The following is a 26,096-nucleotide window of genomic DNA, read 5'->3' on the forward strand; positions in this document are numbered from 1 at the left end:
CACCCCGCTGTAGGCTTACACGACGTCATCCGCACAGGCCTGCCGAGTCGGGCCATCACCACAGGTGCCCCCATGGATTTCAACCCGCTCGACCTAATCCTGCATCTCGACGTTTACCTCGACTTGCTGGTAACCAACTACGGGCCGTGGATCTACGCCATCCTGTTTCTGGTGATCTTCTGCGAAACCGGGCTGGTGGTGATGCCGTTCCTGCCGGGCGACTCGCTGCTGTTCATCGCAGGTGCCGTGGCGGCTGGCGGTGGTATGGATCCGGTGCTGCTGGCAGGGCTGCTGATGCTCGCGGCGATCCTTGGCGACAGCACCAATTACGTGATCGGACGAACGGCGGGGGAAAAACTCTTCAGCAACCCGAACTCGAAAATCTTCCGTCGCGATTACCTGCAACAGACCCACGATTTCTACGACAAGCACGGCGGCAAAACCGTGACCCTGGCGCGCTTCCTGCCCATCATCCGTACCTTCGCGCCGTTCGTCGCCGGTGTGGCGAAGATGCCCTACCCGCGTTTCTTCGGGTTCAGCGTGTTCGGGACGGTGTTGTGGGTCGGCGGCCTGGTCACCCTGGGCTACTTCTTCGGCAACGTGCCATTTATCAAGAAAAACCTGTCGTTGCTGGTGGTCGGGATCATCCTGCTGTCGCTGGTACCGATGATTATCGGCGTGATCCGCAGCCGTCTCGGCGGCGCCGGTTCCAAAGCCGAAACGCGCTGAACCGATGTGGTCACTGAGCGCCTGGCGACGCCGGCGCATCCTGGCCAGGCACCCGATTGCCGATGACCTGTGGCAACGGGTGCGCCATCACCTGAGTTTCCTCGATGGCCTCAGCGCGGCCGAAGACCAGTGGTTGCGCGAAGCCTGTGTGCTGTTCCTCGAAGACAAACACCTGACCGCCCTGCCCGGCGTCGAGCTGCATCAGGAACAACGCCTGCTGCTCGCCGCCCAGGCACAATTGCCGCTGCTGCACCTCGGCGATCTGAACTGGTATCAGGGTTTCCACGAAATCATCCTCTACCCCGACGACTTCCTCAGTCCGCAGCGGCATCGCGATGCCAGCGGCGTCGAGCACGAGTGGGACGGCGAGCACAGCGGCGAGGCCTGGCAACAGGGGCCGGTGATTCTCGCCTGGCCGGGAGTGATGGCCAGTGGTGGCTGGGAAGGCTACAACCTGGTGATCCACGAACTGGCGCACAAGCTCGACATGCTCAACGGCGACGCCAATGGCCTGCCCCCGCTGCACGCTGACATGCGTGTCAGCGACTGGGCGACGATCATGCAAGCGGCCTACGACGACCTCAACCGCCAGCTCGACCGCGATCCTGACGCCGAAACCGCCATCGATCCCTACGCGGCGGAAAACCCCGCCGAGTTCTTCGCGGTGACCAGCGAATACTTCTTCAGCGCGCCGGATCTGCTGCAGCAGAGTTATCCACAGGTGTACGCGCAACTCGCCTTGTTCTATCGCCAGGATCCATTGGTGCGACTCAAGCAACTTCAGGCCAGCGACCCGGTCTATCAGGCACACGACTAAGGTCTGGACGACCTTCGGTGCATGGCATCGCAGGTGGAATATGCCTATAATCGCCGCCACTTTTTGGTCAATCCGGCCAAGTGTCTTTGGTCAACTAACGGGGGCAACGCCCAATGAGCTACAGCAAGATTCCGGCTGGCAAAGACCTGCCGAACGACATCTACGTCGCGATCGAGATCCCGGCCAACCACGCGCCGATCAAATACGAAATCGACAAAGACAGCGATTGCCTGTTCGTTGACCGTTTCATGGCCACCCCAATGTTCTACCCGGCCAACTACGGTTACATCCCGAACACCCTGGCTGACGACGGTGATCCCCTCGACGTGCTGGTCGTGACCCCTTACCCGGTTGCACCAGGCTCGGTGATCCGCGCGCGTCCGGTCGGCATCCTGAACATGACCGACGACGGCGGCGGCGATGCCAAAGTCATCGCCGTGCCGCACGACAAGCTGTCCCAGCTGTACGTCGACGTCAAGGAATACACCGACCTGCCAGCGCTGCTGATCCAGCAGATCGAGCACTTCTTCGCGAACTACAAAGATCTCGAAAAAGGCAAATGGGTCAAGATCGAAGGCTGGGACGGCGCTGACGCCGCTCGCGCTGCGATCACCAAGTCGGTCGCTGCCTACAAGGGCTAAGCGACACGACCTGCCGAACGCTTGAAGAAACCCCGGTTGATCCGGGGTTTTTTTATGTCTGCCGCGCCGCTTTAAACAATCCGTTTAAATAACAGGCACAAGTGTTTTGCTTTGTTTAATTTCCCACAGGAAAGCCTTACATCCCGTCGCAAATTTAGCCCGAGTTTTGAACGCCCGGTTTATTCAAACCGCTCTGGCCCGCGCTTAGACTCGTGTTTATGAGAAAGAACACTAGCGGTCCACGATTCAAGGCACTCCTGGAAGCAGCGAACATCACCACCACCGGTTTCGCGAAGTTCTGGGGCACGGAAGCCCAAAATATTCATAACTGGTACACCCGGGGTGTCCCGGCCTACCGCATGGAAGAAGTCGCACGCCTGCTCTCGGTCAACAGCGAATGGCTGAAAACCGGCGAAGGCCAGAAGGACTCACCCCGCCTGCTCGCCAGCGATCCGGGCGGCGACACCTTCGACGCCCAGTCCATCCGCGGCGTCTATACCGTTCCCGCATCCAGCGACATCGAACTGCCGTTCTACAAGGAAGCGCCGATTGCCAGCGGCTGCGGCAAAACCCATGTCATCCAGGACCCGGACCAGTCCATCCGCCTGCCCCGCGCGCACCTCGACGCCTTGGAAATCCGCCACACCGACGCCATCTGCACACACATGATCGGCAACAGCATGGCCGAGAAGATCGAGGACGGTTCCACCCTGGCCATCGACCGCGGCCTGACCCAGGTGGTCGACGGCGAAATCTACGCCATCGAACACGACGGCATGCTGCGCATCAAATACCTGCACCGCATGCCCGGCAATGCCCTGCGTCTGCGCAGCCACAACAGCGCGGAATACCCGGACGAAATCTTCCGCGCCGCGCAGATCGATGAGCAACGCATTCATGTTTTGGGCTGGGTGTTCTGGTGGTCAACGCTGAACAAGCGCCGGCCGGTGCTGCCGTTTCTCTGAACCACACAGCACCCTGGGCAGACCGGCCCGCCCGCGCCGGGGCGCGAACGGTCAGCACAACGGGCGGACTTTTAGCGGATAGATCGCTCTATTCCGCACTCCAGACTGGGAATCCGCGGAAAAAATCAGTATCCTGCGCCGCACATTCGCGCATCCACCGCACTGCGGCCCGGATGACGCCTGACGCGGCAGAACACTGTCTGACCAAGTCCCACAGCCGGACGCAAGATCCGGGTGTACGTTTTGAAGGCTGGCGCGGTTTACCAAAAATAAACCAAGCCCGTCCCCGAGAAGCCGGCCACAAGCCGGCTTTTTAATGCCTGTTAAAAAATGTCCTTAGCCACTCCATAGCTAACGCTCCCCCACTTAGCAGGCGCTAAAAAGTGGCGGTTGATAGTGACTGCGTGAAGCTCCCCGCACGCCAGACGCAGAACTTAATATGCAGGGATGTTGTGTTGCACACAGTCCTTCCGTCAGCCGTTTTACATATGAGTCAGCCGATACATAGCAGCTTACGCTTTCGCGGCACCAACATGGACGTCGATGGCATCCTCATGCGAGCGTTAACTTATACTCGCCCGCCGATCCGTTCAAAAACGCCCATCAGCACAGGGATGCGCCCATGTCCGTTCCAACCTACGATCAGTTCATCGAACCGATTTTGCGATTTCTCGCCACAAGACCCGAGGGTGCGATCGCTCGGGATGCCCATGAAGCGGCAGCCAAAACTCTGCAATTAACAGAAACACAGCGTGAAGAACTGATCGCCAGTGGTCAGGCTACCTATAAAAACCGATCTGGTTGGGCACACGACCGTCTTAAGCGTGCTGGACTTTCGAGCAGTGCCAAACGTGGTTATTGGAAGTTGACTGATGCAGGAGTGCAGTACGCCAAGGAACATGCGTTTCCACTTTCGGCCAAGGATGTGGAGCATCTAGCAATCGGCTACATGAATGTGAAACTGAAAGTCGCGCCTGATGCCGAGCCACTGGATGACCAACCAAATGTGGAACCAGATCCGGCCTCCGCCACCGAAAGCCCTGACGACAGACTGGAGCGAGCGCTAAAAGAATTGCGCGATGCCACGGCGGCCGACCTTTTGGACAACTTGCTGCAAGTCAGCCCCAACCGTTTCGAAGTGATTGTGTTGGATGTGCTTCATCGCCTAGGTTACGGCGCCAGTCGCAACGATCTGCAACGCGTTGGCGGTTCCGGGGATGCCGGTATCGACGGCATTATCTCGCTCGATAAATTGGGGCTGGAGAAGGTTTACGTTCAGGCCAAGCGCTGGCAGAACACAGTTGGTCGGCCTGAACTGCAGGCGTTCTACGGAGCGCTCGCAGGGCAAAAAGCCAAGCGCGGCGTTTTCATCACCACCTCTGGCTTTACAGCGCACGCCGTCGACTTCGCCAAATCGGTAGACGGTATTGTGTTGGTAGACGGGACGCGACTGGTGCACCTGATGATGGATCATGAGGTGGGCGTGACATCCCGTTTGTTGCGGTTGCCGACGCTTGATCGCGATTATTTTGATGAGGAGTAGTGCTATTGACCCCACTAGTCGATTCCCATATTGGGCTTGTGGTTAAAAAAAATGGCACACTAAAATCACAGAGTCTGTTCTACCAACCCCCACGGATCGAGGGTTACATCAGCACGGGGCGAGGCCGGGACTGAATTCAGTTTAGGTTGATGTGTTGGTCAAGGAGACCACTATGTCGGACGTCAGAAACATTAAGGAACAGAAGCTTCTCTACCATCTCACTTCGGTTGAAAACCTGGATGGCATTTTCAAGGACGGTCTTAAACCTCGGGCGACACTTTCCGGATTCACAGATGTAGCCGATCCTGAAATCCTGAAAAAACGCCAACTCCAGCAACTCGACGACTACGTTCCTTTCCATTGGTTTGCTGGAAACCCATTTGAGGGAGCCGTGCAACGCCGCATGCCGGACGCGCAGTTCGTACTGATCTCGGTTTACAGGTCAACGGCAAAGCAGAACGGGTGGAAAATCGTCCCCCGCCACCCCTTGGCAGGCGACTCTATCCAGCTACTCGATTATGAGCAGGGATTTGAGGCGATCGAGTGGGACATCATGAGCTGTCGCGAATACCACGACCCCAATTGCAAGAGCATCTGCATGGCGGAGTGCCTCGCTCCTGGGGGAGTTAAGACCGATGATTTCTTTAAAATCTTCACGCCAAACGAAAATGTCGATGCGCTTTGCCTGGCAAAGATGCAAGCGGCCGGTGTTAAGGTGCTCACGGGCGTGAACCAGAGAATGTTCTATCAATGATCTACACCAACCTGAATCCAGAGAAAGCTCTGATTTGGCGTATCGTCCATCGCGATAACCTGCCCTGGATTCTGGACAACGGTCTGCATTGCGCAAACTCCGACGTACAGGCGCCTCAATACGTAAACATCGGCAACGTCGACTTGATCGACAAGCGCCGCTCTCGTCAGGTGCCTATCCCCCCCCAAGGCGTGCTGGCCGACTATGTGCCTTTCTATTTCACGCCCTTCTCGGTGATGATGCAGAACATTCACTCTGGCTGGAGTGTTCAGCAACGCAGCAACGACGAGATCGTGATTCTGGTCTCGAGCCTGTATCGCGTTGAAGAGCTCGGCCTACCGTTTGTCTTCACAAACGCACATGCCTACCCGAGTTGGACAAACTACTACAGCGACCTGGAGAATCTTGATCAGATCGATTGGTCTATCCTTCAGCGGCGCGACTTCAAGCGCGATCCTGACGACCCTCGTAAAATGGAGCGTTATCAGGCTGAGGCACTGATCCACCATCACTTACCGATTACGGGACTACTCGGCATCATGTGCCACACCGATGCAATGAAAGTACGCATAGAAGCAGACGTCGCAGCTAGAGGCCTGAAGTTGCCCGTCCATGCGCGCCCCAAATGGTATTTCCAATGATCAGATTCACCCAAGGCAATCTGCTTGAAGCCAAAACCGAGGCCCTCGTCAACACGGTCAATACCGTGGGCGTGATGGGTAAGGGCATCGCGTTGATGTTCAAAGAGCGCTTTGCACAAAATTACCGCGTGTATGCAGCGGCGTGTAAGGCCGGGGAAGTAGAAACCGGCAAAATGCACGTGACCGCCACCAACGAACTCGATGGACCGCGCTGGATTGTGAATTTTCCCACCAAGCGTCACTGGCGGAATCCATCGCAAATGGCGTGGATAACCGAAGGTCTACATGATCTACGGCGTTTTTTGCTTGAAAACGACGTGAAATCGGTAGCTGTTCCTCCGCTGGGCGCTGGTAACGGTGGTTTGAAGTGGCCTGAAGTGCGCGAGCAAATTGTAGAAGTGCTGGGTGACCTAGATGTCGATGTATTAGTGTTCGAACCCTCCAATCAGTATCTGAATGTCGCTAAGCGCGATGGCGTTGAGCAACTCACTCCGGCACGCGCATTGATTGCTGAACTGGTCCGGCGTTATTGGGTTCTAGGCATGGAGTGCAGCCTGCTCGAAATTCAGAAACTGGCTTGGTTTCTCGAGCGTGCAATCGAGAAAATTCCAGGTACTGAGAATCCGCTAAACCTCAAATTTGCCGCTCATAAATTCGGCCCGTATGCCAATCGATTGGAGCATCTGCTCAACAATCTGGATGGCAGCTATCTACATTGCGACAAGCGCATCAGTGATGCTGGAATTACCGATGTCATTTGGTTTGATCAGAATCGCAAAACGTTTTTGCAGACCTACCTCAAGACCGAAGCCAAGGAATACTCCCAAGCGTTAGAGCGAACGGCTGAATTGATCGATGGTTTTGAGTCACCCTTCGGCATGGAGTTGCTGGCGACCGTTGATTGGTTGCTGATCCGGGAAAAGATTGCTCCAACCGTTCCTGCGGTACGTAACGCACTGAAGAACTGGAACGGTGGATCCAAAGCTGCGGTGCGTAAAAACAAGTTATTCGATGATCAGGCACTAGGAATCGCGATCACTCGTCTGACATCCAGCAGTTTCAGCCCGGAAATAGCGGCATGACATCGTTATGAAATGGGGCAAGAAGTACTTGCCCCCTTACCGTGCCCTGACTGAAACGCGCATCGCAATAAGCCATTAGCACATCCGCCCTAATTGCCCTACGCCCAACCTCGCCACTAAATTTCCATTCTGTTTTTGTGCATTACAAAAGCGCCAAGGAATGGAGCAACACCATGTCTTCGTTTTTCAAATTCACTCAATCCGTTGTTCTGCTGACCGCACTCCTGACGGCTACCACTTCAGCCATGGCAGAGGAGCAGAAGCTCGTTGGTGACTGGTGGATCATTTACGGCAACGGCATTCCCAACAAGAACATCATGTATGTAGCCGACAGCACTTCAGTCGTGCCGTCGAAGCAGACCAAGGGAGCCAAGTTGGTCGCCGTGACGCTGGTCTACGAGGAACCCGGCAAACCGATGATCGATGCCTACAACCTCGAGGTTCAGTGTTCGACGAACAAGGTCCGAATGCTCAATGGCCAGTCGGTTGATCGCATCGCCTACATGATGCGTAACCTCAAAGTTAACGACCAATGGCAGCAGCCGAAGGAGTTCTGGGTGCAGCGCACCAGCGAGTTTGTTTGCTCACCGGCCAAAAAGGACATGATCGCGCTGGGCAAGATGGAGTACTTGCAGATGATTCAGGGTCTGCAGCAGATGTTCTTCAAACTGGCGCCGATTCAGGAGAAAGGCCAGATGATGGACAACCTCGACTCGATCCTGGGCAACAAGTAAGCGGCGGGAATCACGATGAACCCATGGACTAAAACGTTATTGGCGCTGCTGATAACGCCCGCTGTTTTGCTGATCAATGGTTGCCACTTGATAGCCCAGTCGCGTTGGGAAGGACGCGATGTGCAGGAAGCGCTCGATCTGTTTGGCAAACCCGACTCGATGAAAAAACAGACCGGGGCCAATGGCGAGAATCTCGCTGTGCTCACCTGGTATAAATCGTCCAGTTGGACCACCACGGAAGCCGCCGGTACGTCAATGAATCACACCGGCAACGGGATGGTTTACACCGAGTACTACGAGACGGTCGGACACAGTTCCGATTGCAAACTCGAAGCCACCGTCAACAAGGCGAAAAAGATCGTGCTGTTCAGAATCGAGGACGGAAAGATCATTCACGGCAAGTGCATCAACGTACCGTTCGTGCCCGGATATATTCCGCCGGGATTCTAGTGCAACCCTGAGCCGCTACCTGCTCAGGGATAACTGAACGATTTGACCAACGTCAGCTCACCCACCGCCCGCATCGGCACCATGAACGTTTCCATCTTCTCGCTCGGTGTGCCTTCCTCAGTAATCACCGTCACCTGGGCGGTGGTCAGTGGCTGCACGGCCTCGTCGCCACCGTCGTCATCGGCGCGATAGCCGCCGCCGTAGTAGTTCACATACACCAGGTACTGGCCCTTGATCGGCGCCGGCATGGCGAAGATTTCCGGGCCGTAGCCGGTGGTGACGTCGACGTCGAGGGCGGCGCCGTTGGCAGCGATGCGGTTGCCGTACCAGATGTGCGCGCCGTCGGGGGTGACCAGGTGCAGGTCGAGGTCGGTGCCGTCGCTGTCCCAGGCCAGCAGCACGCGCAGTTTGGCCGGTGTGGCGCCGCCGCGGGCGTTGAGGAACTGCGTGCGGTGGCGTTGCTGGCCGTCGGGGCTGCGCACTTCGACGCTGTTGCTGCCGTTGGGAAACGAGAACGGACGGTCGAAGCGGCCCGCTTCGTCGATTTTCAGCGGCATGCTGACGCCATTGACGATCAGGCGACCTGGTTCGTTGTTCTTCGGTGTGGCGCTGATCTGGCCGCTGATGCGCGCGGTGTTGGCCTGGCCGGGCGGGGTGTTAACCGAAGACGCGGGATAGTTGACGGTCTGGCTGAAGTTTTCGTCCTCGCCTTGCGGTGCGCCGTTGCGCCAGCCGCCGATCGGAGTGTCGAGTTTGACGCCACCTGCGGCCATCGCCGGCGATATCGCGGCGAATGCGCAGAGCAGCAGCAAGACCTGTGGATAACGAGAAGTCATGGTCTATTCCAGCAAGAGGTGACGGGCGAGCCCTTCGATGTAGGTTTCATCCTGGCCGTTGGGGTGTGCCTCAAAGGCCAGGTGCAGATATTCGTGAGTCAGGTCGAGGCGATCCTGCAGGCTGAGTACGCCGCGCACGTAGATGCGCTGACGCTCGCGGTCGACGAACGGTCGGCCGAACGCCAGTTTGCACACGGCGAACGTGCTGACTTCGTTGTAGCCGGTTTCGCTTTCCAGCGTCGGACGCCAGCCGCGACGCTGCTTTTGCAGCCAGTCCTGAGCGGCGGGCAACGCTTCGCAGGACGCCACCGGGTTGTCCCAGCGGCTGAGGCTGGCGCGCGGATACGCGTGCAACAGAATCGCGTCGTAGCGCTGGCCGGCGTTGGCTTGCTCGACGGCTTGCTGCCAGGCCAGTCTGTCCGGGCCGGGCTGATCGGAGTGATAGGTGACGGTGCTGCCAGCCAAAACCAGATCTGCCGTCCACGCGGCGATGTTGCGCGATTCGGCGGAAGCCGGGCGCGGGGCGACGCGCTGGCGGGTGCTGCTGTCGTCGATGCTCAAACATTCGCCGTTGCGCGTGGCGTTCTGCAGCAGATACGTGCGGATCGCCACGGCGAGGGCTTTGGCAGCTTCGGCGGGTTCGGGTTTGACTTCTCGCTGCAACACGCGGGCGACGTACTCTTCACGATCCAGTCGAGCTACAAGCTTGTCGTTGAGCAGAAACAGCTCGCCGTCGCTGTGGATATCCAGCGCATTGCCGTTGGCAAATTCGACGCGATAATCGCCCTGCAACGGGCCGGAGCCGACAACCTGCTGCCCCGTCAGCACGCGGCTGAGCGGATAGCGCGAGAACAGGCCGACCTCGACACAACGCCCCGCCTCTGCCGGCCATGCCGTTGGCAACGCGCTCGCCAGTGCCTGGCCGTAATGGCGCAGGACCATCTGACTGGTGCCGCGCCCACCGGCCCAGATCGGCGTGCCATCCACCGTCCACCCGGCAAAACCGCCCTGCCGCGAATGCCGGTCCTGGTCGCCGAGCCAGCTCCAGGTTTTTACCCGCAGGCGCCCGCCCAGCTCGCCGACGACATTGCCGTCCGCCGCATTCAGCACGACGTCGAGCAAAACCCGGCGCATCTGCTCCTGCGCCGGCAGCAACGCCAGGACGCGCAATAACTCAGGCACCGACACCCGTGTCGCCGGTTGCACGGAAGGCAAGTCCAGCAACCACGACGGCGCCTGCCGCGCCTGCCAATAGCTACGCCAATCAGCCGCGGCAATGCCCAGGCGCGCAGGCTCGAAGTACAACCCGCAGGATTTCACCAAGGCCTGGTCGCGCTCGATGCGACCACCCGCCGCGCAGCAATACACCTCTTCTTTCGATTGCCCGCGACACTCATACGCCGGCTCGCGCGCACCGCTATCCACCAGCCACGCGTAGACGAACAATTTCCACAGGCTGCCCAGCGGCGTATCCAGCGTCGGCGGCAAGGGCTCGCGGGCGATCAATTGCGTGTGATTCAACGACAACAATTCGCCCTTGTACGCCAGCCGCAGCGGCTCATCCTGCGCCGTCGCCAGCGCAGGAATCACACACATCAGCAGCCACAGCAGCGGCCGGCTCATGTCAGTTGACCGTGACCTGACCGAGGGCGGCTTTCGCTTCCTGGGCCTGATGCTGCGGGGCGTAGACCTGAGTGAAACGCACCGGCGGCAGATTGAACTGGCCCTTCTGCGAGAAACGCACCAGATGACGCAGACGCAACTCGCCGCTCAGCGCATCCACCGGCACCGCATACGCCAGTTGCCCCGGCTCGAAGCGGGCCTTTTCCAACGCGGTCGGCTCGGTGCCGTCCTTGCCCTGCAACTTGATGCCCCAGGTGGTGCGCTCGACATCGGCGCCCGGCGGCAGCGGCACTTCGAGCATGCCGTAGCGCAGCGGTTTCGCGGCTTTGCCGGTGAGGATCACTTCGTCCAGATACAGGCTGTCACTGGACAGCGGTTTATTGCCCACCGGCTCCAGTTTGAAGGTGAACGCTTCGTCGCCCGGCACCAGCCGCGACAGGCGCCGGGTAATGCTGACCGGCATTGCCTCGACCGGCGGTTGCTGAGTCTGGAAGCTCAGCGCCGCGCGCAACGGCCGCTCCTGCGTACCGGCCACCGACAACACGCTCGGCAGCGGCGTCGCGCCTTGCCACGTCCAGAACATCTCACCGCTGGCCGCGTAGTTTTTCTTCCAGCCTGCACCCGGCTGCAGCGCGATAGTCGGCGAAGCCTGGGCGATGCTGCGTTGCAGCCAGGTCAGCGCCAGGGCGCGCTCCAGGGTCGATTGCTGGGGCAGCAGACGCTGCAGCAACGCCGTCGCACGTGCCTGATCGAACGGTTGCAGGGATAGGTTCAGCGCCTCGGCGAACGGCTGCGAGCTGACCGCCAGACGCTGTTGCGCCGCGCCCAACTGCCGATTGAAGGCATCCGGCAGAGCCACTTTCGCCTGGGTCGCCAGCGCCGCGGTCAACACCCGTGCCGCCGCCAGGCCCAGCGCCGAATCCGGATCGCTCATCACCAGGCTGTCTTCGCCGCCGTCCATCAGGGTGTCGGCATTGCCTTCACCGGCCTTCGTCAGATCGTCGATCAAACCGCTGAGCAAGGTGTTCACCGGCAGGTGCATCTGTCTGGCGAACGACAGGATCAGCGCCCGCTGCAGCAACGGCGTGTTCGGCGCTTGTTTGGCGTAGACCTCCAGCACCCGCTGCCAGTGCTCTGGCGGCAGGGTCAGGTCCAGCACGTGACTGGCGTTCCAGTCGGCGTAGTAGGCGTACGCGGTGAGGAAGGCATCCGGCTCGCCATCGTAGCCCCACCAAGTGAAGCTCGCCGACGGTCCGGCCATCTGCACCAGGCGCAGACGGCTGTTCTGCATGATCAGACGCAGGCGATCACGGATCTGCGGGCTCGACGCCAGCGACGGGTAAGCGATGCTCAACGGCAGCAAACGGCTGGCGGTCTGCTCGACGCCGCCGTACGGATAGCTGAGCAGATCATCCAGAGCGGCACGGAACAGCGCTTGCGGACTGTCGTCCAGGCGCAGGCGGATATCCGTGGCATCCGCCGGCAGGCTCAGCGGTGTGTCGCCGCTGACCACATCGAGACTTTGCGTCTGCGTGACTTGCCAGCCTTCGCCGGTGGCACTCAGGCGCACCGCCAGGGCATCGGCGATTTTGCCGTCCTGTACCAGTTCGGCCGTCCACTCCCCCGTGGCCAAGGCAAACGCTGGCAGCGGCACGTAGTTGATGCCGTTGTTCAGGGTCACCGGCACGCGCTGTTCAGCACCGGCGTAATGGCTGACCAGTTCGGCTTTCACCGGTTTCTCGGCCTGGCTGAACGCGAACACACCCAGTTGCGGCTGATCGCCCTTGCGGAATCTGCTCGGCCCGCTCCACTTCAGGTACAGCGGTTTTTCCGAACGGACGAACTGCTTTTTCTGCCCGACCTGACCGTCATCGGCAATCGCCCGCGCGGTGATGCGCCAGCGAGTCAGCGAGTCCGGCATCTTGAAGGTGAAGCGGGTCTTGCCGTCGGCGTCGGTCAGCAGTTCCGGCTGCCATGCGGCGGTGTCGACGTCTTCGCGCCGCGGCCGTTCCAGCACTTTCACCCCACGCTCGCTGCGGTTGGCCTTGCCCGGCGCGCCAGGGCTGCCCGGCAGCGCCACGTCGTAGCTGATGAACGACAGGCTGGCGCTGGTGCGCACGTTGTTGCGCCGTGGGTGGTAGAAGAACTGGTCGATGGTCGGTGCGACTTCCGGTTGCAGTGCGTAGACCATTTCGTCGACCACGCTGACCGTCAGGTGCGCCGGTACCGCTTTGCCGGCGAACTGCGTGGTCAGGTCGACGGTGACGGTCTCGCCCGGTTGATAGACCGCTTTGTCGGTGCTGATTGCCACGTCGATCTGCGGCGCGATCACCTTGATCCCGGCATTCTGGAAGCTGTACTGGCCGCCCTTGGTGTACAGCACGGAGAAGGTCAGGTTGGGCGCGAAGCTGTCCTTCACCGGGATGCGCGCGCGGTACTGGGTGTCGCTGAGTTTTTCCAGCTTCAGCCAGTCGCCACCCTTGGCCAGCAGCGCGGTGGCTTCGACCTTGTCGCGCTCCAGCGACAACAGGGCATCGCTGACCGGCTCGGGAAAGGTAATCAGTGCCAGTGCTTCGTCGCCAGCCTTGTACTCCGGCTTGTCGAGGACGATTTCCACCGTGCCCGGCACCGCTTTGACGCCTTCGCCCGTCACCGAATGCCCCGTGGCACCCAGCACCCGGCCGTGCTGATCTTTCAGCGAGAGGTTGTAAGTGCCCGGGCGTTCGAAGGTCAGGCTGAAGCCTTTGTCCTTCGCCGCCAGTTTGCCCTCGCCGGTCGTCTGGTCTTCGAGGCGCACCCAGCTGTAACTGGCGGGGACGACGGCCTGCGCTTGCGCGCTGCCACCCTCGTTGGCGTAGCTGAACGCGACTTTGTCGTTGACCGCACTGAAGCGCTGCGGTGCGCTCAGACGGAAACTCGCGGCGCCCCGGTCGATGAGGATTTCCTTGGTGGTCTTGACCCGATACGCCGCGCCATCGCTGGCGAATACGGTGAGCATGTAGCGGCTCGGTTTTTCCGCGGCCGGCAGATCCAGCGTCGCGTTGCCCTTGCTGTCAGTGGTCAGTTCGCTGCTGGTCAGCTCCACCGGGAATTGCCCGAGGTATTGCAGCTCGTTGTCGACCATCGACAGCTGCTGGGCGCGCAGGCTCAGGCTGAGTTTGGCATTGGCCACCGGTTTGCCGTCCGGGTACAGCAGCACCAGGCTGCCCTTGACCGGCTCGCCGGTGCGGTAATCCTGCTTGGCCAGGTTCAGCGAAATCTCGAAGTGCGGCTTGATGTACTCGGCCACACGGAAGGCGCTGCTGTAGGCCTGCTCCTTGTAGTTGAAACGGATCTCGTACCCCCCGGCCACGGCGTTGTCCGGCAACTGGAAGCGGCCCTGGGTACCGGCCTTGGAATCGAGTTTCAGGTCGAGGTGTTGCAGCTCGGTGCCGGTGGCGTCGAGGACGCTGACGCTGACATCCGCCGCACCCGGCAGCACCGAGTCCCGCGCGTTCTTGAATTCGCGGCCGACGATTTTCAGCGCCACCCAGTCACCCGGGCGATACAGCGGCCGGTCGGTGAACGCGTAAAGCTTGGTGTCGTAGATTTCGCTGTCGTAATAGAAGTTCTCGGAGACGAACACCCCGCCCTCTTCGTCCTCGCCGATGACGAACGAACGCTCGGGGCTGACGTGTTTCAGGCGCAGCAGGCCATCGGCGTCGGTAGCGCCACTGCTCATCACGCCGAGGCCGTCGGTCCACAGCACGTTGACCTTGGGCACCGAGCTGCCTTCGTGTTTGCGCGCCGCCCAGACCAGCAATTCGTCACCGGCAATCTTGCTCACCGCCACGGTGTTGGAGACGAAAACCATGGTGGTCGCGCGGTACTTGCCGATCAGCGCCTCGACCAGATACAGGCCCGGCTTGAGGTGACCCAGCGGGATATAGACGTTGCCCGGCGCGACACTGACAAACTCGCTCGACGACCCGGCCAGGTTCACGCCCGCCGGCGGCTGGATGGGTTTGGCCTGCCACAGCGGATAGCGGAACTGGCTGACCACCGGCAGGCCCGGGATCAGGGCAAACTGCGCCGGCGCCTCGTACGGCGTCGGCGCAGCCATGGCGTCGCCCATTTTCAGTTCCGGCACTTGCTCGGTGACTTGCTGACGCGACTCGTAGGAAAACGCCCGCTGCATCACCCGGCGCGACTTGCGATACCAGTTGTCCCACAAATACGCGAGGGTGTTGGACAGGCCTTCACCCTTGAACTGACCGTCACTGACCACGCGGTGCAGGTTCTTCTGGCGCTTGAGGAAATCCAGCGGCTTGTCGATGCGGTACACGCGGATGTCGGCGCCGCCATAGGGCTCCATGCGAAAGCGGCGATAGTCGCGGCCCGGCGCTTCGAGCCGGACCATCGCCTGCTCGTCGGCGGCGAAACTGCTGTCGGCGAGCAGGAAGAAGCTTTCCCCCGACACCGGCGTGTAGCCGCTCGGCGCCACGGAGTCTTCAGCGTTGACGGTCGCCAGTGGCAGCAACAGCGCCAGCAGCAGAGGAATTCGAGCGCAGAGTCGCAGCATGCGGGCACCGGTCATTGGGTGAGAAAGTTCAGTCGATAGACGCCGATGAAGTTGGGGTTGGCTGCGTCGGGTATCCATCGGGTGTCCTTCCATGTCATGAGTTGTTGCAGGCTTGCCGAACGCATGCCGTTGTCAGTGGGGGTGGTGGTGCCGGTGTGATAGGCGATGTAGCGGCCCATCCAGATCATCAGGTGCTGGTCGTCGCCCTGATCGAAAAACATCAGGTCGCCGGGGCGCGCCTGGGACACGTCGCGGCTGACCAGATGGCTGTTGAACTGGATCAGTTTGATCGCATTGACGTAGGGCCCGACCTTGCCGCCGCCCTGCTGCCATTGCTGGGCGAGCTTGCGCTGTTTGGCACTGAGGGCCAGTTCCGGCGGCAGGTAACGATTGGACAGGCCATTGCTGCGCAGCCATCTGTCGTCGTGGACTTTCAGCGCTTCGTTGGCGGCGAAGCGCACCAGCCCGGCGCAATCCTGCTGGTACCAGCGCGGGCTCGGGCCCTGGCTCAGTTGCTCCTGGGCGATGCGCACGAACCAGGCGCGGAATACCTGCGACTGCGCCGGATCCAGCGCCGGCGCGTCGACCGCGCGGGCGCCGGCGCTGAGCAGCAGCGCCAGCAGGCCGAGGCTGCGGATCAATGCCGTCACAGCGCTTTCCATTCCAGCGGCAGCCATTGCCAGTGGCCGTCGGGCTCGCTGCTTTCGGGCAGGGTCAGGGCGTATTTGCCATAGCCGCCGAGGGTGCGCAGCTTCGGCATCAGGTAGGTTTGCGCGGCGTTGTAGAACACCGGTTCCATGTCCTGCGGCAGGCTGTCGAGGGTTTCCTGCTGCATCAGTTGCGCCATCGAATCCGGACCGAAGTAGATCGGCATCAGCACATCCTTGGGCAGCACATCGGCCATCGGCGGGAAGCGTTTGTCGAGGGTGCCGAGGGCCTTGTCGACCAGTTTGTCGTCGAGGGAGAAGAGCAGCGTCGAACCGTGCCGCGCGAGGCTGACTTTCATGAACGCGCGGCCGCTGATCGCGTCCGGGTTCTCGGCAGTCTTCGCGGCGTACGGGCCGAAGCTGGAGCTGACCTGACGCTGCCAGACGTGGCTCTGGCCTTGCTGCTTCTCGACCACCGGGAACGCGTGTTCATCGACGTTAGGTTCGTAGGCACCCACCATCGAACCGAACAGCGTGCCGAGATCGCCATCGAGCTGGCCGTTGTCCTGGTCTTTCAGACTGGCCACCAGCAGCGGCGTATACAGGCGCGAATCGGCGTACCAGCACAGGCCCGCTGCGCCGGCCACGTGTTCGGTGAGCTTCTGCGCCACCGCTTCTTCGGCGCCGAGTTTCACCAGCAGCGGTTTTTGCGGTTCGGCCGCCACCGGCAGGGTCACGCAGGCACTGGCGCCCAGCGGCATGGCCTGCCAGACCGGTTTGAAGTCGAAGTCCGGCTGGTTGTCCAGTTCATCCATGGCCAGGAAGCTGTGCCAGCCGGTGTCGTCCATGTCGAAACGCAGTCCGGCGAAATTCGGGATGAAGCGCTGATAGCCCATGGCCAAAACACTGGCATTGACCGACAGGCGCTGTTTGATTTGCGGTGCCTTGGCCTGCAGACCGAAGGCCTCGGGGAACAGTTTGTCGCCGTTGAGCAGCGCCGCGAGCGCTTGAGGCGAGACGTGCGCGGGTTCTTCGGACTCGCCGTTGGCCGGGTCGTAGAACTTGTTCGGATTGGACAGCACCACCAGTTTGTCGCCCCGCGAGGCGAACAGCAGCGATTTGCTGGCGTTGTAGCTCAGTTGATACAGCGGCACCTCGTCACCCGCGACTTTCAGCGTGCTGAACACGCTCAGTTGCGCGTCATCCAGCGCCACCTTCGCCAACGGCTCCAGCACCTTGGCCAGCCCGCCGCGATCCATCACCAGGAGGAAATCCCGCAGGCGCCCGTCGGCCCCGCGCCACAGCGCCACATCCGCCGGTTGGTCAAACAACTGCTCGATCAGGCTGTCCTGCAGTTTCAGGTCGTGCTCGTAGATGATCCGCCGCAGACTGCCGATCAGGCCGAGGCGGTCGGCGTGGGTTTCGTAATAGAAGACGAAATCTTCGGTGAGGGTGGCCTTGAGGAACGGCACCGTCAGCAAGTCCTTGGGCAACTGGCTCAGGGAGCGGGTTTCCAGCAGCGCATCGGGACGGCTCAGGCCGAGTTTGTCGCTGGCCAGCTCTGCCGGCGGCGCCTTGGGTTTGTGCAGCCACCAGCCGAGCCCGCCCGCCACACCGGCCACCAGGCACAGTCCGGCCAGCAGCAACGGCCAGCGCCGGGGAGTTTGACCGGCCGGTGTCGGAACGGCCGGAGAAGCAGCGTTATCACTCATGTTCACAAAACCCGAAGTTCATCCGTGGAGCGGGATGCTTAATAATTGAAAGTCTTGACCAGCAGCAGATCACCGATGGCCCGCAGGGGCACGATGAACGTTTCGCGTTTTTCGTCGACGGTGTTTTCGTTGAGCACCAGGGTGATCTGCGAGGTGATCACCTCGTTCTGATTGCTGGCCTCCTCGAAGTTATAGCCGCCGTCACCGAAGTTGCCCCAATAGTTGACGTAAACCAGGTAGGTGCCGTGCAGCGGCGCCGTCATGGTGAACATCTCCGGGCCGGGGCCGTCGACGCCATCCGGGTCGAGGCCGCCGCCGTTGGTCAGCGCGGTGTTGGCGAAGAACGCATGCTGGCCGTCGGGGGTAATGATGTGCAGGTCGAGTTCGGCCTTCGGATCATCCCAGCCCAACACCACGCGAATTCTTGCCGGTGTGCGCAGGTTGTTCGCTTCATAGAACTGCACACGCTTGAGCGACTGACCCTCGGCGCTGCGCACTTCGACGCTGTTGGAACCGGCGCCGAACGCATACGGCCGGGCGAAGCGACCGTCGTCATCGGTATACAGATTGAGCGGATTGCCATTGACCGCCAGCGTATGCGGCCCGCGCTGGTTGCCGATAGCCTTGAGCTGGCCCTGGATCATCGTGCGATTGCGCTGGATGCCGCGATCGATGGGCGGCGTCGGGTAGGCAACTTGCGGGTTTTCGCTGCGATCGAGCAGGCCGTGATAACGCCAGCCGGCCGACGGTTCCGTCAGTTCGGCGCTCGGCGCCGCCAGCAGCGCAGGCGCGCACGCCAAGCCGATCAGCAGCCAAAGAAATGAACGCATGTGATGCCTCCTGCCATGCCTGAACGAAACCTTGCACCCGATCCTCGGTACTTCACAGCGGTGAAAACTGCGTTTCGTCTGAAAGACCCGTGACTATCGGGTCGTAGAAGGCGCGAAGGTTAGCGATTCGGCAGTTTTTTAACAATCGGATACATCTTGAAATGCGGCGGCAATCACGCACTTTTACCGGGTATGAGCCGAATAGCGGACTTATTCGGCTCACAAAATGAGCCGAATAATTTCCATAACGTTGAAAACCTGTTTCCCATACGCCGGCCATGCCCGAGAACCCGCCGCTCATTTGCCCATAAACCCCCTATCTGCTAGTGTCGCGCCGGTTTAACGTCAACCGGAAATCGCCGCCATGGCCCGCAAAAAAGCTGCACTGGATTTCGAACAGTCCCTCGCCGACCTGCAAACATTGGTCGAGCGTCTGGAGAACGGTGAATTGTCGCTGGAAGACTCGCTGACCGCTTTCGAGCAGGGCATCGGCCTGACCCGTGACTGCCAGGCGGCGCTGGCCCAGGCCGAGCAGAAAGTCCAGGTGCTGCTGGAACGCGACGGCGAACTTGCCGAAGAGCCCTTCGACGCGGATCAGCCAGAATGATTGCAGCGTATTCGGCCTCCAGCCAGGCGCGGGTCAACGCCGCCCTGGAAACCCTGTTCCACGCGCCGCTGCCGGAACTGGCGCGGCTGTATGAAGCCATGCGCTACAGCGTGATGAACGGCGGCAAGCGCGTGCGCCCGCTGCTGGCCTACGCGGCGTGTGAAGCGCTGGGCGGCAAAGCCGAGCAGGCCAACGGCGCAGCGTGCGCAGTGGAGCTGATTCACGCCTATTCGCTGGTGCACGATGACCTGCCGGCGATGGACGACGACGATCTGCGTCGCGGCCAGCCGACCACCCACAAGCAATTCGACGAAGCCTGCGCCATCCTCGCCGGCGACGGTTTGCAGAGCCTGGCCTTCAGCGCCCTGCTCGACCCGCGCCTGAGCAGCCTCGACGCCGCCATCCGCCTGCAACAGGTGACGGCCCTGGCCCACGCGGCAGGCCCGGCGGGCATGGTCGGCGGCCAGGCCATCGACCTTGGCTCGGTCGGCCTCAAGCTCGACCAGAAGGCCCTCGAACAGATGCACCGGCACAAGACCGGCGCGCTGATCGAAGTCAGCGTCAGACTCGGCGCCCTCGCCAGCGGCCGTGCCGAGCAGGATGAACTGAAATCCCTGCAGAGTTATGCACAGGCCATCGGCCTGGCGTTCCAGGTGCAGGACGACATCCTCGACGTCGAAAGCGATACCGAAACCCTCGGCAAACGCCAGGGTGCCGACATCGCCCGCGGCAAACCGACCTACCCGGCCCTGCTTGGGCTGGACGCGGCCAAGGCCTACGCCCTGGAACTGCGCGATCAGGCGCTGCACGCCCTGCGACCGTTTGACGCGGCCGCCGAGCCTTTGCGCGAGCTGGCCCGGTATATCGTCGACCGGCGCAACTGACGGCGAATCCGCCAAAAAAGACCAACGCGTGGGCAGGGGGCGATGCATCAGGTAAACTGCCGCATCTTCTATACCTATAACGATTCGCCTGATGCCCACGACGTTTCATGAGATTCCCCGCAAGCGCCCGACCACGCCCCTGCTCGACCGCGCGAACACGCCGGACGGTCTGCGCCGGTTAGGCGAAGCCGAGCTGGAAACCCTGGCCGATGAGTTGCGCCTGGAATTGCTCTACACGGTCGGCCAGACCGGTGGGCATTTCGGTGCCGGCCTGGGCGTGATCGAGCTGACCATCGCGCTGCATTACGTCTTCGACACCCCGGATGACCGGCTGGTGTGGGACGTCGGCCATCAGGCGTATCCGCACAAGATCCTCACCGGCCGTCGCGAGCGCATGGAAACCCTGCGCCAGAAGGACGGCATCGCTGCGTTCCCGCGGCGCTCGGAGAGCGAGTACGACACCTTCGGCGTCGGTCACTCCAGTACCTCGATCAGCGCCGCGCTGGGCATGGCCATCGCCGCCCGCCTGCAAAACAGCGAGCGCAAGGCCATCGCGGTGATCGGCGACGGCGCGTTGACCGCCGGCATGGCCTTCGAGGCGCTGAACCACGCGCCGGAAGTCGACGCCAACATGCTGGTGATCCTCAACGACAACGACATGTCGATCTCGCGCAATGTCGGCGGCCTGTCCAACTACCTGGCGAAAATCCTTTCCAGCCGCACCTACGCGAGCATGCGCGAGGGCAGCAAGAAAGTCCTTTCGCGCCTGCCCGGCGCCTGGGAAATCGCCCGCCGCACCGAAGAATACGCCAAGGGCATGCTGGTTCCCGGCACCCTGTTCGAAGAGCTGGGCTGGAACTACATCGGCCCGATCGACGGCCATGACCTGCCGACCCTGATCGCCACCCTGCGCAACATGCGCGATCTCAAAGGCCCGCAGTTCCTGCACATCGTCACCAAGAAAGGCAAAGGCTTCGCCCCGGCGGAGGTCGATCCGATCGGTTACCACGCGATCACCAAGCTCGAACCGCTCGATGCCCCGGCCGCGGCGCCGAAGAAAGTCAGCGGGCCGAAATATTCGGCCGTGTTCGGCCAATGGCTGTGCGACATGGCGGCGGCCGATCCGCGTCTGGTCGGGATCACCCCGGCCATGAAGGAAGGCTCCGATCTGGTGGCGTTCAGCGAACGCTTCCCGCTGCGCTACTTCGACGTGGCAATTGCCGAACAGCACGCCGTGACCCTCGCGGCCGGCATGGCCTGCGAAGGCGCGAAGCCGGTGGTGGCGATCTACTCGACCTTCCTGCAGCGCGGCTATGACCAACTGGTTCACGACGTGGCCGTGCAGAATCTCGACGTGCTGTTCGCCATCGACCGCGCCGGCCTGGTCGGCGAGGACGGCCCGACCCATGCCGGCAGCTTCGACCTGTCGTTCCTGCGCTGCATCCCGGGCATGCTCATCATGACCCCGAGCGACGAAAACGAACTGCGCAAGATGCTCACCACCGGCCACCTGTACAACGGCCCGGCGGCGGTGCGTTACCCACGCGGTACGGGGCCGAACGCGAGCATCGAGCAAGACCTCGAACCGATCGAAATCGGCAAGGGCATCGTCCGCCGTCAGGGCAGCCGAGTCGCCCTGCTGGTGTTCGGCGTGCAACTGAGCGAGGCGCTGAAAGTCGCCGAGAAGCTGGATGCGACCGTGGTCGACATGCGCTTCGTCAAGCCACTGGATGAAGCCCTGGTGCGCGAGATCGCCGGCCGCCACGAACTGCTGGTGACCGTCGAAGAGAACGCCGTCATGGGCGGCGCCGGCGGTGCGGTCAGCGAGTTCCTGGCGCGCGAGAACATCCTCAAGTCGATGCTGCACCTGGGCTTGCCGGACACCTACGTCGAGCACGCCAAACCGGCGCAGATGCTTGCCGAGTGCGGGCTGGACGAGACCGGAATCGAGGCGTCGATTCGCGAGCGCCTGGAGCTGTTGAACCGCTGACTCGCTAAACACACGATCCCTGTGGGAGCGGGCTTGCCCGCGAAGAGGCCGGCACATCCAACATCATTGTTGATTGTGCCGACGCTTTCGCGGGCAAGCTCGCTCCCACAGTGTTTTGTGCGGCTACAAAATCTGTGTACACCCGAAAGACCTACGGATCCCCCATGAACCTCTCGCGCCTCGCCCTGCCCCTCCTCCTGCTGCCAACCACCAGCGCCCTTGCTGACAGCTTCGAACGCGACGAAGCCCTGAAGCTGCCGGATGTACTGATCAGCGCCAATCGCCAGGTCGAAGCACGCAACGACAGCAGCGCGGCGAATACCGTGTTCACCCGCGAAGACATCGAGCGCCTGCAAGCGCGCAGCGTCACCGACCTGCTGCAGCGGGTGCCGGGCGTACAAGTGGCGCAGACCGGCGGCCGCGGCAGCCTGCCGGGGATTTACATTCGTGGCACCCAGTCGGCACAGAGCCTGGTGCTGGTCGACGGCCAGCGCATCGGCAATTCGACGTCCGGCGACAGCAACCTGCAACACCTCAACATCGAGCAGATCGAGCGGGTGGAAGTGCTGCGCGGTTCGCGCTCGGTGATCTACGGCAGCGATGCGATCGGCGGGGTGATCCAGATCTTCACCCGCCGCGGCACCGAACAAGGCCTGCAACCACGCCTGCACGTCGGCTTCGGCAGCAACCAGACCTGGGAGCGCAGCCTCGGCCTGTCAGGTGGCGACGAGCAGACCCGCTTCAACCTCGGCGCCAGCCTCGATGACACCGCTGGCCTCGACCGCACTCACGAGTCCTACCCCAGCGACAGCGACCACGATGCCTACCGCAACCAATCCATCAGCCTGAGCCTCAGCCATGCGCTGAGCGATGACATCGAAGTCGGCGCCACCTGCTGGATAACCGCGGCAAGAGCGAGTTCGACAACCCGTTCGGCCGCTTCGACATGAGCACCTTCGAGTCGGTCCAGCAGCAGCCCTACAGCGATTTTGATGTCAGCGGCGTCAGCAGCTACCTGGATGCACGGGTCAACGACAGCTGGAAAACCCGCGTCGAACTGGGCCACAGCGAAAACCGCGAGAAGACGTTCGACAAGCTCAGCGCCGAGCGCACGGTGTTCAACACCTACCGCGACTCGCTGACCTGGCAGAACGACCTGACCCTGGACGCACGCAACAGCCTGATGCTCGGCGGCGATGCGTATCAGGATCGGATCAACAGCAGCACCGCGTTCGACGAGGACAGCCGCTGGAACCGCGCGGCGTTTATCCAGCATCGCTTTCAGGGCGACAGTTTCTCCACCGAGCTGGGCCTGCGCCACGACGACAACCAGCAGTTCGGCAGTCAGAACACCTGGAGCGGCACCCTCACCGTGCCACTGAATCCCGACAACGACGTGCTGTTGAGTTACAGCGAAGGCTTTCGAGCGCCAACCTTCAACGACCTCTATTACCCGGATTTCAGCAACCCGGACCTGAAGCCGGAAACCTCGAAAAGCTACGAGCTGCAATGGCGCAGTCAGCTGAGCGATAGCGCACGCCTGGAAACCTCGCTGTACCGCACCGTTCTGCAGGACGCGATCATTTTCGGCAGCAATTCACGCCCGCAGAACGTTGCCTCGGCACAGATCAATGGCTTCGAAACAGCGCTGAAACAGGAACTGTTCGGCTGGCAGAGCAACCTCGGCATGGCCATCATCGACCCGCGCGACCGCGACAGCGGCCACACACTGGCGCGGCGTGCGCGGCGGACATTGAGCTGGGATCTGGATCGGCAGTTTGAGCAGATCGGCGTCGGTGCCAGTTGGCAGGCCGTCAGCAGCAGTTATGACGACCTGAAAAATGAAAACCCGCTGGGTGGCTACGCCTTGTTCGGCTTGCGCAGCAGCTGGGCGCTGAACCGCGAGATCAAGCTGGATCTGAAGGTCGATAACGTTTTCGACAAAGGCTACAGCCGGGCGAATTACAGCCATGACGGCAGCCAGTATGGCTATCGCGAGGAAGGTCGGGCGTGGATGTTTGGGGTCACCTGGACTCCCCAGCTTTGATTTGAATCTTCGCTGATTTGCCTGGCCTGCTCGGCTTCAGCGGTCAGGCGCGATCAATTCGCAGAGTTTGGCGGTGGCATCGAGCATTTGGCCGCTTGGGCGCTCAAGGCCTTTATCGGTAACCAACAGTAGTTTCCCCTGCTTCACTGCTGCTACCCGCGGCCAGTCTTTCCACGCATCGAGCTGGGCCTGATCTCCCGCCAGAATCACCTGCGGATCGCGCTGCAGCACCGCTTCGATACTCACCTGCGGGGCCGGCAAACTCAGGTCGGCAAACACATTGCGTGCGCCGCAGACCTCGAGCGCATCGCTGATGATCTGCCCGCCACCGACGGTGTACAGCGGCTTGTCCCAGACTTGATAGAACACCTTCAGCGGCGTGTCCCGGCGATAGCGTTGGCGTAACTCGGTGAGTTGCTTGCGCAGTTCGCTCGCTCGCACCACCCCGCGCGAAGGTCGCCCCAGTTGCGCGGCAATGGCTTTAATCTGGGTGATGAGTTGTTCAAGGGAATGCGGTTCGGCGACAAAGATCGGGAGGCCCAGACGCTGCAACTGATCGCGCTGCGCCGGGCCGACACTGCCGGGCCACAGCAACAGCAAATCCGGCTTGAGGCTCAACAACCGCTCCATGTCGAGCTGACCATAGCGACCTACAGACGCAACCTGAGCAATCGCTGCCGGCCGCTCGCCGGCGTCCAGCACCCCGACCAGCAGGTCAGCCGAGTCCAGCTCGACGACGATTTCAGACAGCGACGGGGCGAGGCTGACCACGCGCAATTGCGCCAGCGCGGGCCCCGTGATGGCCAGCAACAGCAGCGCCAGCCCGAAACGCCGCATCAACCGAGTTGACGCGGGATACGGTAGAGGTAGAACAGTACCGCCGTGGACAACGCCAGCAGCATCAACGGTACCGCTTCAAGGCCGACGAACACCGCCAGCGCGCCGATCCATGCTGGCAGTGCGGCCGCGAGGAATGCACTGCGCCGCCGGGCCGCCAGGGCAATCCACGCCGCAGGTTCGTCAGGGGTATCGAGGGCTTTTTGCGTAGCGATCAGCGCGTGTTTGTAGCGGCCGAAAAACTTCAGGCTGACAAACATCGAGGCGACGCCGGCAATGAACAATGGCATCGCCAGCACCGGCAGAATGCCTTCGCCCTGACCGAACAACGCGTTGAGGACGAACAGCGGCAGCAGCGCCAGCGCCAGGTATTTCCACCAGTCGACCGACAACCGGCGCCGCACCTGACCCCGCGTCACGCGCGATCTACCTCGCCCTGATGCTCGTTGCCCATCATGTGGTCGAGCTTGCTGGCCTTGGTCGCCAGGTAGAGTTTGTTGTGCGGGTTATGGCCGGTGTGCAGCGGCACGCGCTCGGCGACGACGATGCCCATGTCGGTCAACGCCTTGACCTTGCGCGGGTTGTTGGTCATCAGGCGCAGCGACTTCACGCCCAGGTGCTCGAGCATCGGCAGGCACATGGCGTAGTCGCGCTGATCGGCGGCGAAGCCCAGACGCTCGTTGGCTTCAACGGTGTCGGCGCCACCATCCTGCAATTCGTAGGCACGGATCTTGTTCAGCAGACCGATACCGCGGCCTTCCTGGCGCAGGTACAGCAACACGCCACGCCCTTCGCGGGCGATGGCTTTGAGCGCGCCTTCGAGTTGCGAGCCGCAGTCGCAACGCTGGCTGAACAGGGCGTCGCCCGTCAGGCATTCGGAGTGCAAGCGGCCGAGCACCGGGGCTCCGTCGGCAATCTCACCCAGGCTCAGCACAACGTGCTCGCGGCCGGTGGCTTCATCGAGAAAACCGTGCATGGTGAATTGCGCAAAAGGCGTTGGCAGCTTGGAAGCGGCGACAAAAACGACAGGCACCGGTGTGCTCCTGATCTAAAAGTCTGAAGATTCGCAGGCCGGCATTGTAACAGCAGGTTCCTGGCGACGCTTAGGCTGAATTATCGGGGATAACGATCAAAAAGTTTGATGACTCCCGGCCAGTGCAGATCGC

General features: G+C 61.5%; 22 protein-coding genes and 1 pseudogene. 14 read left to right on the forward strand and 9 right to left on the reverse strand.

Annotated elements, in window-relative coordinates; translation table 11 throughout:
• The first annotated feature begins 72 nt into the window (after positions 1-72).
• The 10 genes from QRN70_RS13270 to QRN70_RS13315 all read left to right on the forward strand — a co-directional run bounded on the left by QRN70_RS13270 (position 73) and on the right by QRN70_RS13315 (position 8,356).
• Positions 73-729, forward strand: coding sequence for a DedA family protein (locus tag QRN70_RS13270; protein ID WP_285418439.1), 657 nt, complete (start codon positions 73-75; stop codon positions 727-729).
• Positions 730-733: 4 nt separating this feature from the next.
• On the forward strand, positions 734-1,546 hold the full coding sequence (locus QRN70_RS13275; RefSeq protein ID WP_285418440.1) for a M90 family metallopeptidase: 813 nt from the start codon (positions 734-736) through the stop codon (positions 1,544-1,546).
• 113 nt (positions 1,547-1,659) lie between these two features.
• Positions 1,660-2,187 (forward strand): inorganic diphosphatase, encoded by a 528-nt coding sequence (gene ppa, locus QRN70_RS13280; RefSeq protein WP_007933577.1) that lies wholly within the window; start codon positions 1,660-1,662, stop codon positions 2,185-2,187.
• 218 nt (positions 2,188-2,405) lie between these two features.
• Positions 2,406-3,152: a S24 family peptidase gene (locus tag QRN70_RS13285; RefSeq protein ID WP_285418443.1), complete on the forward strand. Its 747-nt coding sequence runs from the start codon at positions 2,406-2,408 to the stop codon at positions 3,150-3,152.
• 622 nt (positions 3,153-3,774) lie between these two features.
• Positions 3,775-4,695, forward strand: coding sequence for a restriction endonuclease (locus QRN70_RS13290; protein WP_285418445.1), 921 nt, complete (start codon positions 3,775-3,777; stop codon positions 4,693-4,695).
• Between the two features lie 172 nt (positions 4,696-4,867).
• Complete coding sequence (locus tag QRN70_RS13295) at positions 4,868-5,449, forward strand: DarT ssDNA thymidine ADP-ribosyltransferase family protein (RefSeq protein WP_285418447.1); 582 nt, start codon at positions 4,868-4,870, stop codon at positions 5,447-5,449.
• Positions 5,446-6,090, forward strand: a complete 645-nt coding sequence (gene darT / locus QRN70_RS13300; RefSeq protein WP_285418449.1) for a type II toxin-antitoxin system toxin DNA ADP-ribosyl transferase DarT — start codon at positions 5,446-5,448, stop codon at positions 6,088-6,090. The genes QRN70_RS13295 and darT overlap by 4 nt, the downstream gene beginning before the upstream one ends.
• The gene (gene darG, locus QRN70_RS13305; protein WP_285418451.1) at positions 6,087-7,172 is read left to right on the forward strand and encodes a type II toxin-antitoxin system antitoxin DNA ADP-ribosyl glycohydrolase DarG; all 1,086 of its coding nucleotides are present in this window, start codon (positions 6,087-6,089) and stop codon (positions 7,170-7,172) included. Before darT ends, darG begins: the two co-directional genes overlap by 4 nt.
• A gap of 173 nt (positions 7,173-7,345) precedes the next feature.
• Positions 7,346-7,906 (forward strand): hypothetical protein, encoded by a 561-nt coding sequence (locus QRN70_RS13310; protein WP_285418453.1) that lies wholly within the window; start codon positions 7,346-7,348, stop codon positions 7,904-7,906.
• Between the two features lie 15 nt (positions 7,907-7,921).
• Positions 7,922-8,356, forward strand: a complete 435-nt coding sequence (locus QRN70_RS13315) for a hypothetical protein (protein WP_027612917.1) — start codon at positions 7,922-7,924, stop codon at positions 8,354-8,356.
• A 23-nt stretch (positions 8,357-8,379) separates the two neighbouring features.
• Here QRN70_RS13315 and QRN70_RS13320 read toward each other — a convergent pair whose 3' ends face one another.
• Genes QRN70_RS13320 through QRN70_RS13345 form a run of 6 tightly spaced genes read right to left on the reverse strand, consistent with a single transcriptional unit; the run spans position 8,380 to position 18,565 of the window.
• Complete coding sequence (locus QRN70_RS13320; RefSeq protein WP_285418455.1) at positions 8,380-9,192, reverse strand: YfaP family protein; 813 nt, start codon at positions 9,190-9,192, stop codon at positions 8,380-8,382.
• A 3-nt stretch (positions 9,193-9,195) separates the two neighbouring features.
• Positions 9,196-10,815, reverse strand: a complete 1,620-nt coding sequence (locus QRN70_RS13325) for a DUF2300 domain-containing protein (RefSeq protein ID WP_285418457.1) — start codon at positions 10,813-10,815, stop codon at positions 9,196-9,198.
• Between the two features lies 1 nt (position 10,816).
• Positions 10,817-15,391, reverse strand: coding sequence for an alpha-2-macroglobulin family protein (locus tag QRN70_RS13330; RefSeq protein ID WP_285418459.1), 4,575 nt, complete (start codon positions 15,389-15,391; stop codon positions 10,817-10,819).
• Entirely contained in the window at positions 15,388-16,038 is a 651-nt protein-coding gene (locus QRN70_RS13335) for a DUF1175 domain-containing protein (RefSeq protein ID WP_285418461.1), read from the reverse strand. Before QRN70_RS13335 ends, QRN70_RS13330 begins: the two co-directional genes overlap by 4 nt.
• Positions 16,023-17,735, reverse strand: a complete 1,713-nt coding sequence (locus tag QRN70_RS13340; protein ID WP_285418463.1) for a DUF2138 domain-containing protein — start codon at positions 17,733-17,735, stop codon at positions 16,023-16,025. Before QRN70_RS13340 ends, QRN70_RS13335 begins: the two co-directional genes overlap by 16 nt.
• A 38-nt stretch (positions 17,736-17,773) precedes the next feature.
• Positions 17,774-18,565, reverse strand: a complete 792-nt coding sequence (locus QRN70_RS13345; protein WP_285418465.1) for a YfaP family protein — start codon at positions 18,563-18,565, stop codon at positions 17,774-17,776.
• Between the two features lie 364 nt (positions 18,566-18,929).
• On the opposite strand from QRN70_RS13345, the gene QRN70_RS13350 reads away from it, so the two are divergent.
• The 4 genes and pseudogenes from QRN70_RS13350 to QRN70_RS13365 all read left to right on the forward strand — a co-directional run bounded on the left by QRN70_RS13350 (position 18,930) and on the right by QRN70_RS13365 (position 24,093).
• On the forward strand, positions 18,930-19,172 hold the full coding sequence (locus tag QRN70_RS13350; RefSeq protein WP_007894317.1) for an exodeoxyribonuclease VII small subunit: 243 nt from the start codon (positions 18,930-18,932) through the stop codon (positions 19,170-19,172).
• Positions 19,169-20,056, forward strand: coding sequence for a (2E,6E)-farnesyl diphosphate synthase (gene ispA / locus QRN70_RS13355; protein WP_285418467.1), 888 nt, complete (start codon positions 19,169-19,171; stop codon positions 20,054-20,056). The genes QRN70_RS13350 and ispA overlap by 4 nt, the downstream gene beginning before the upstream one ends.
• Positions 20,057-20,147: 91 nt before the next feature.
• Positions 20,148-22,046: a 1-deoxy-D-xylulose-5-phosphate synthase gene (gene dxs, locus QRN70_RS13360; protein WP_285418469.1), complete on the forward strand. Its 1,899-nt coding sequence runs from the start codon at positions 20,148-20,150 to the stop codon at positions 22,044-22,046.
• A gap of 164 nt (positions 22,047-22,210) precedes the next feature.
• Positions 22,211-24,093, forward strand: a pseudogene (locus tag QRN70_RS13365) (TonB-dependent receptor domain-containing protein).
• 36 nt (positions 24,094-24,129) lie between these two features.
• Here QRN70_RS13365 and QRN70_RS13370 read toward each other — a convergent pair.
• The 3 genes from QRN70_RS13370 to ribA are packed head-to-tail and all read right to left on the reverse strand — an operon-like array spanning position 24,130 to position 25,963.
• Positions 24,130-24,930 carry a cobalamin-binding protein gene (locus QRN70_RS13370; protein ID WP_285418471.1) on the reverse strand — a complete coding sequence of 267 codons (801 nt, stop codon included), beginning with the start codon at positions 24,928-24,930 and terminating at the stop codon, positions 24,130-24,132.
• Positions 24,930-25,349: an MFS transporter gene (locus QRN70_RS13375; protein ID WP_285418473.1), complete on the reverse strand. Its 420-nt coding sequence runs from the start codon at positions 25,347-25,349 to the stop codon at positions 24,930-24,932. Before QRN70_RS13375 ends, QRN70_RS13370 begins: the two co-directional genes overlap by 1 nt.
• Positions 25,346-25,963: a GTP cyclohydrolase II gene (gene ribA, locus QRN70_RS13380; protein WP_007955551.1), complete on the reverse strand. Its 618-nt coding sequence runs from the start codon at positions 25,961-25,963 to the stop codon at positions 25,346-25,348. Before ribA ends, QRN70_RS13375 begins: the two co-directional genes overlap by 4 nt.
• Between the last annotated feature and the right edge of the window lie 133 nt (positions 25,964-26,096).

The organism is Pseudomonas sp. efr-133-TYG-5 (assembly GCF_030209175.1).
Classification (GTDB): Bacteria; Pseudomonadota; Gammaproteobacteria; order Pseudomonadales; family Pseudomonadaceae; genus Aquipseudomonas.

Excerpts from the sequence above, each read along its gene's own strand:
- QRN70_RS13270 (WP_285418439.1), top strand. The coding sequence starts at position 73 with ATGGATTTCAACCCGCTCGACCTAATCCTGCATCTCGACGTTTACCTC.
- QRN70_RS13275 (WP_285418440.1), top strand. The coding sequence starts at position 734 with ATGTGGTCACTGAGCGCCTGGCGACGCCGGCGCATCCTGGCCAGGCAC.
- ppa (WP_007933577.1), top strand. The coding sequence starts at position 1,660 with ATGAGCTACAGCAAGATTCCGGCTGGCAAAGACCTGCCGAACGACATC.
- QRN70_RS13285 (WP_285418443.1), top strand. The coding sequence starts at position 2,406 with ATGAGAAAGAACACTAGCGGTCCACGATTCAAGGCACTCCTGGAAGCA.
- QRN70_RS13290 (WP_285418445.1), top strand. The coding sequence starts at position 3,775 with ATGTCCGTTCCAACCTACGATCAGTTCATCGAACCGATTTTGCGATTT.
- QRN70_RS13295 (WP_285418447.1), top strand. The coding sequence starts at position 4,868 with ATGTCGGACGTCAGAAACATTAAGGAACAGAAGCTTCTCTACCATCTC.
- darT (WP_285418449.1), top strand. The coding sequence starts at position 5,446 with ATGATCTACACCAACCTGAATCCAGAGAAAGCTCTGATTTGGCGTATC.
- darG (WP_285418451.1), top strand. The coding sequence starts at position 6,087 with ATGATCAGATTCACCCAAGGCAATCTGCTTGAAGCCAAAACCGAGGCC.
- QRN70_RS13310 (WP_285418453.1), top strand. The coding sequence starts at position 7,346 with ATGTCTTCGTTTTTCAAATTCACTCAATCCGTTGTTCTGCTGACCGCA.
- QRN70_RS13315 (WP_027612917.1), top strand. The coding sequence starts at position 7,922 with ATGAACCCATGGACTAAAACGTTATTGGCGCTGCTGATAACGCCCGCT.
- QRN70_RS13320 (WP_285418455.1), bottom strand. The coding sequence starts at position 9,192 with ATGACTTCTCGTTATCCACAGGTCTTGCTGCTGCTCTGCGCATTCGCC.
- QRN70_RS13325 (WP_285418457.1), bottom strand. The coding sequence starts at position 10,815 with ATGAGCCGGCCGCTGCTGTGGCTGCTGATGTGTGTGATTCCTGCGCTG.
- QRN70_RS13330 (WP_285418459.1), bottom strand. The coding sequence starts at position 15,391 with ATGACCGGTGCCCGCATGCTGCGACTCTGCGCTCGAATTCCTCTGCTG.
- QRN70_RS13335 (WP_285418461.1), bottom strand. The coding sequence starts at position 16,038 with ATGGAAAGCGCTGTGACGGCATTGATCCGCAGCCTCGGCCTGCTGGCG.
- QRN70_RS13340 (WP_285418463.1), bottom strand. The coding sequence starts at position 17,735 with ATGAGTGATAACGCTGCTTCTCCGGCCGTTCCGACACCGGCCGGTCAA.
- QRN70_RS13345 (WP_285418465.1), bottom strand. The coding sequence starts at position 18,565 with ATGCGTTCATTTCTTTGGCTGCTGATCGGCTTGGCGTGCGCGCCTGCG.
- QRN70_RS13350 (WP_007894317.1), top strand. The coding sequence starts at position 18,930 with ATGGCCCGCAAAAAAGCTGCACTGGATTTCGAACAGTCCCTCGCCGAC.
- ispA (WP_285418467.1), top strand. The coding sequence starts at position 19,169 with ATGATTGCAGCGTATTCGGCCTCCAGCCAGGCGCGGGTCAACGCCGCC.
- dxs (WP_285418469.1), top strand. The coding sequence starts at position 20,148 with ATGCCCACGACGTTTCATGAGATTCCCCGCAAGCGCCCGACCACGCCC.
- QRN70_RS13370 (WP_285418471.1), bottom strand. The coding sequence starts at position 24,930 with ATGCGGCGTTTCGGGCTGGCGCTGCTGTTGCTGGCCATCACGGGGCCC.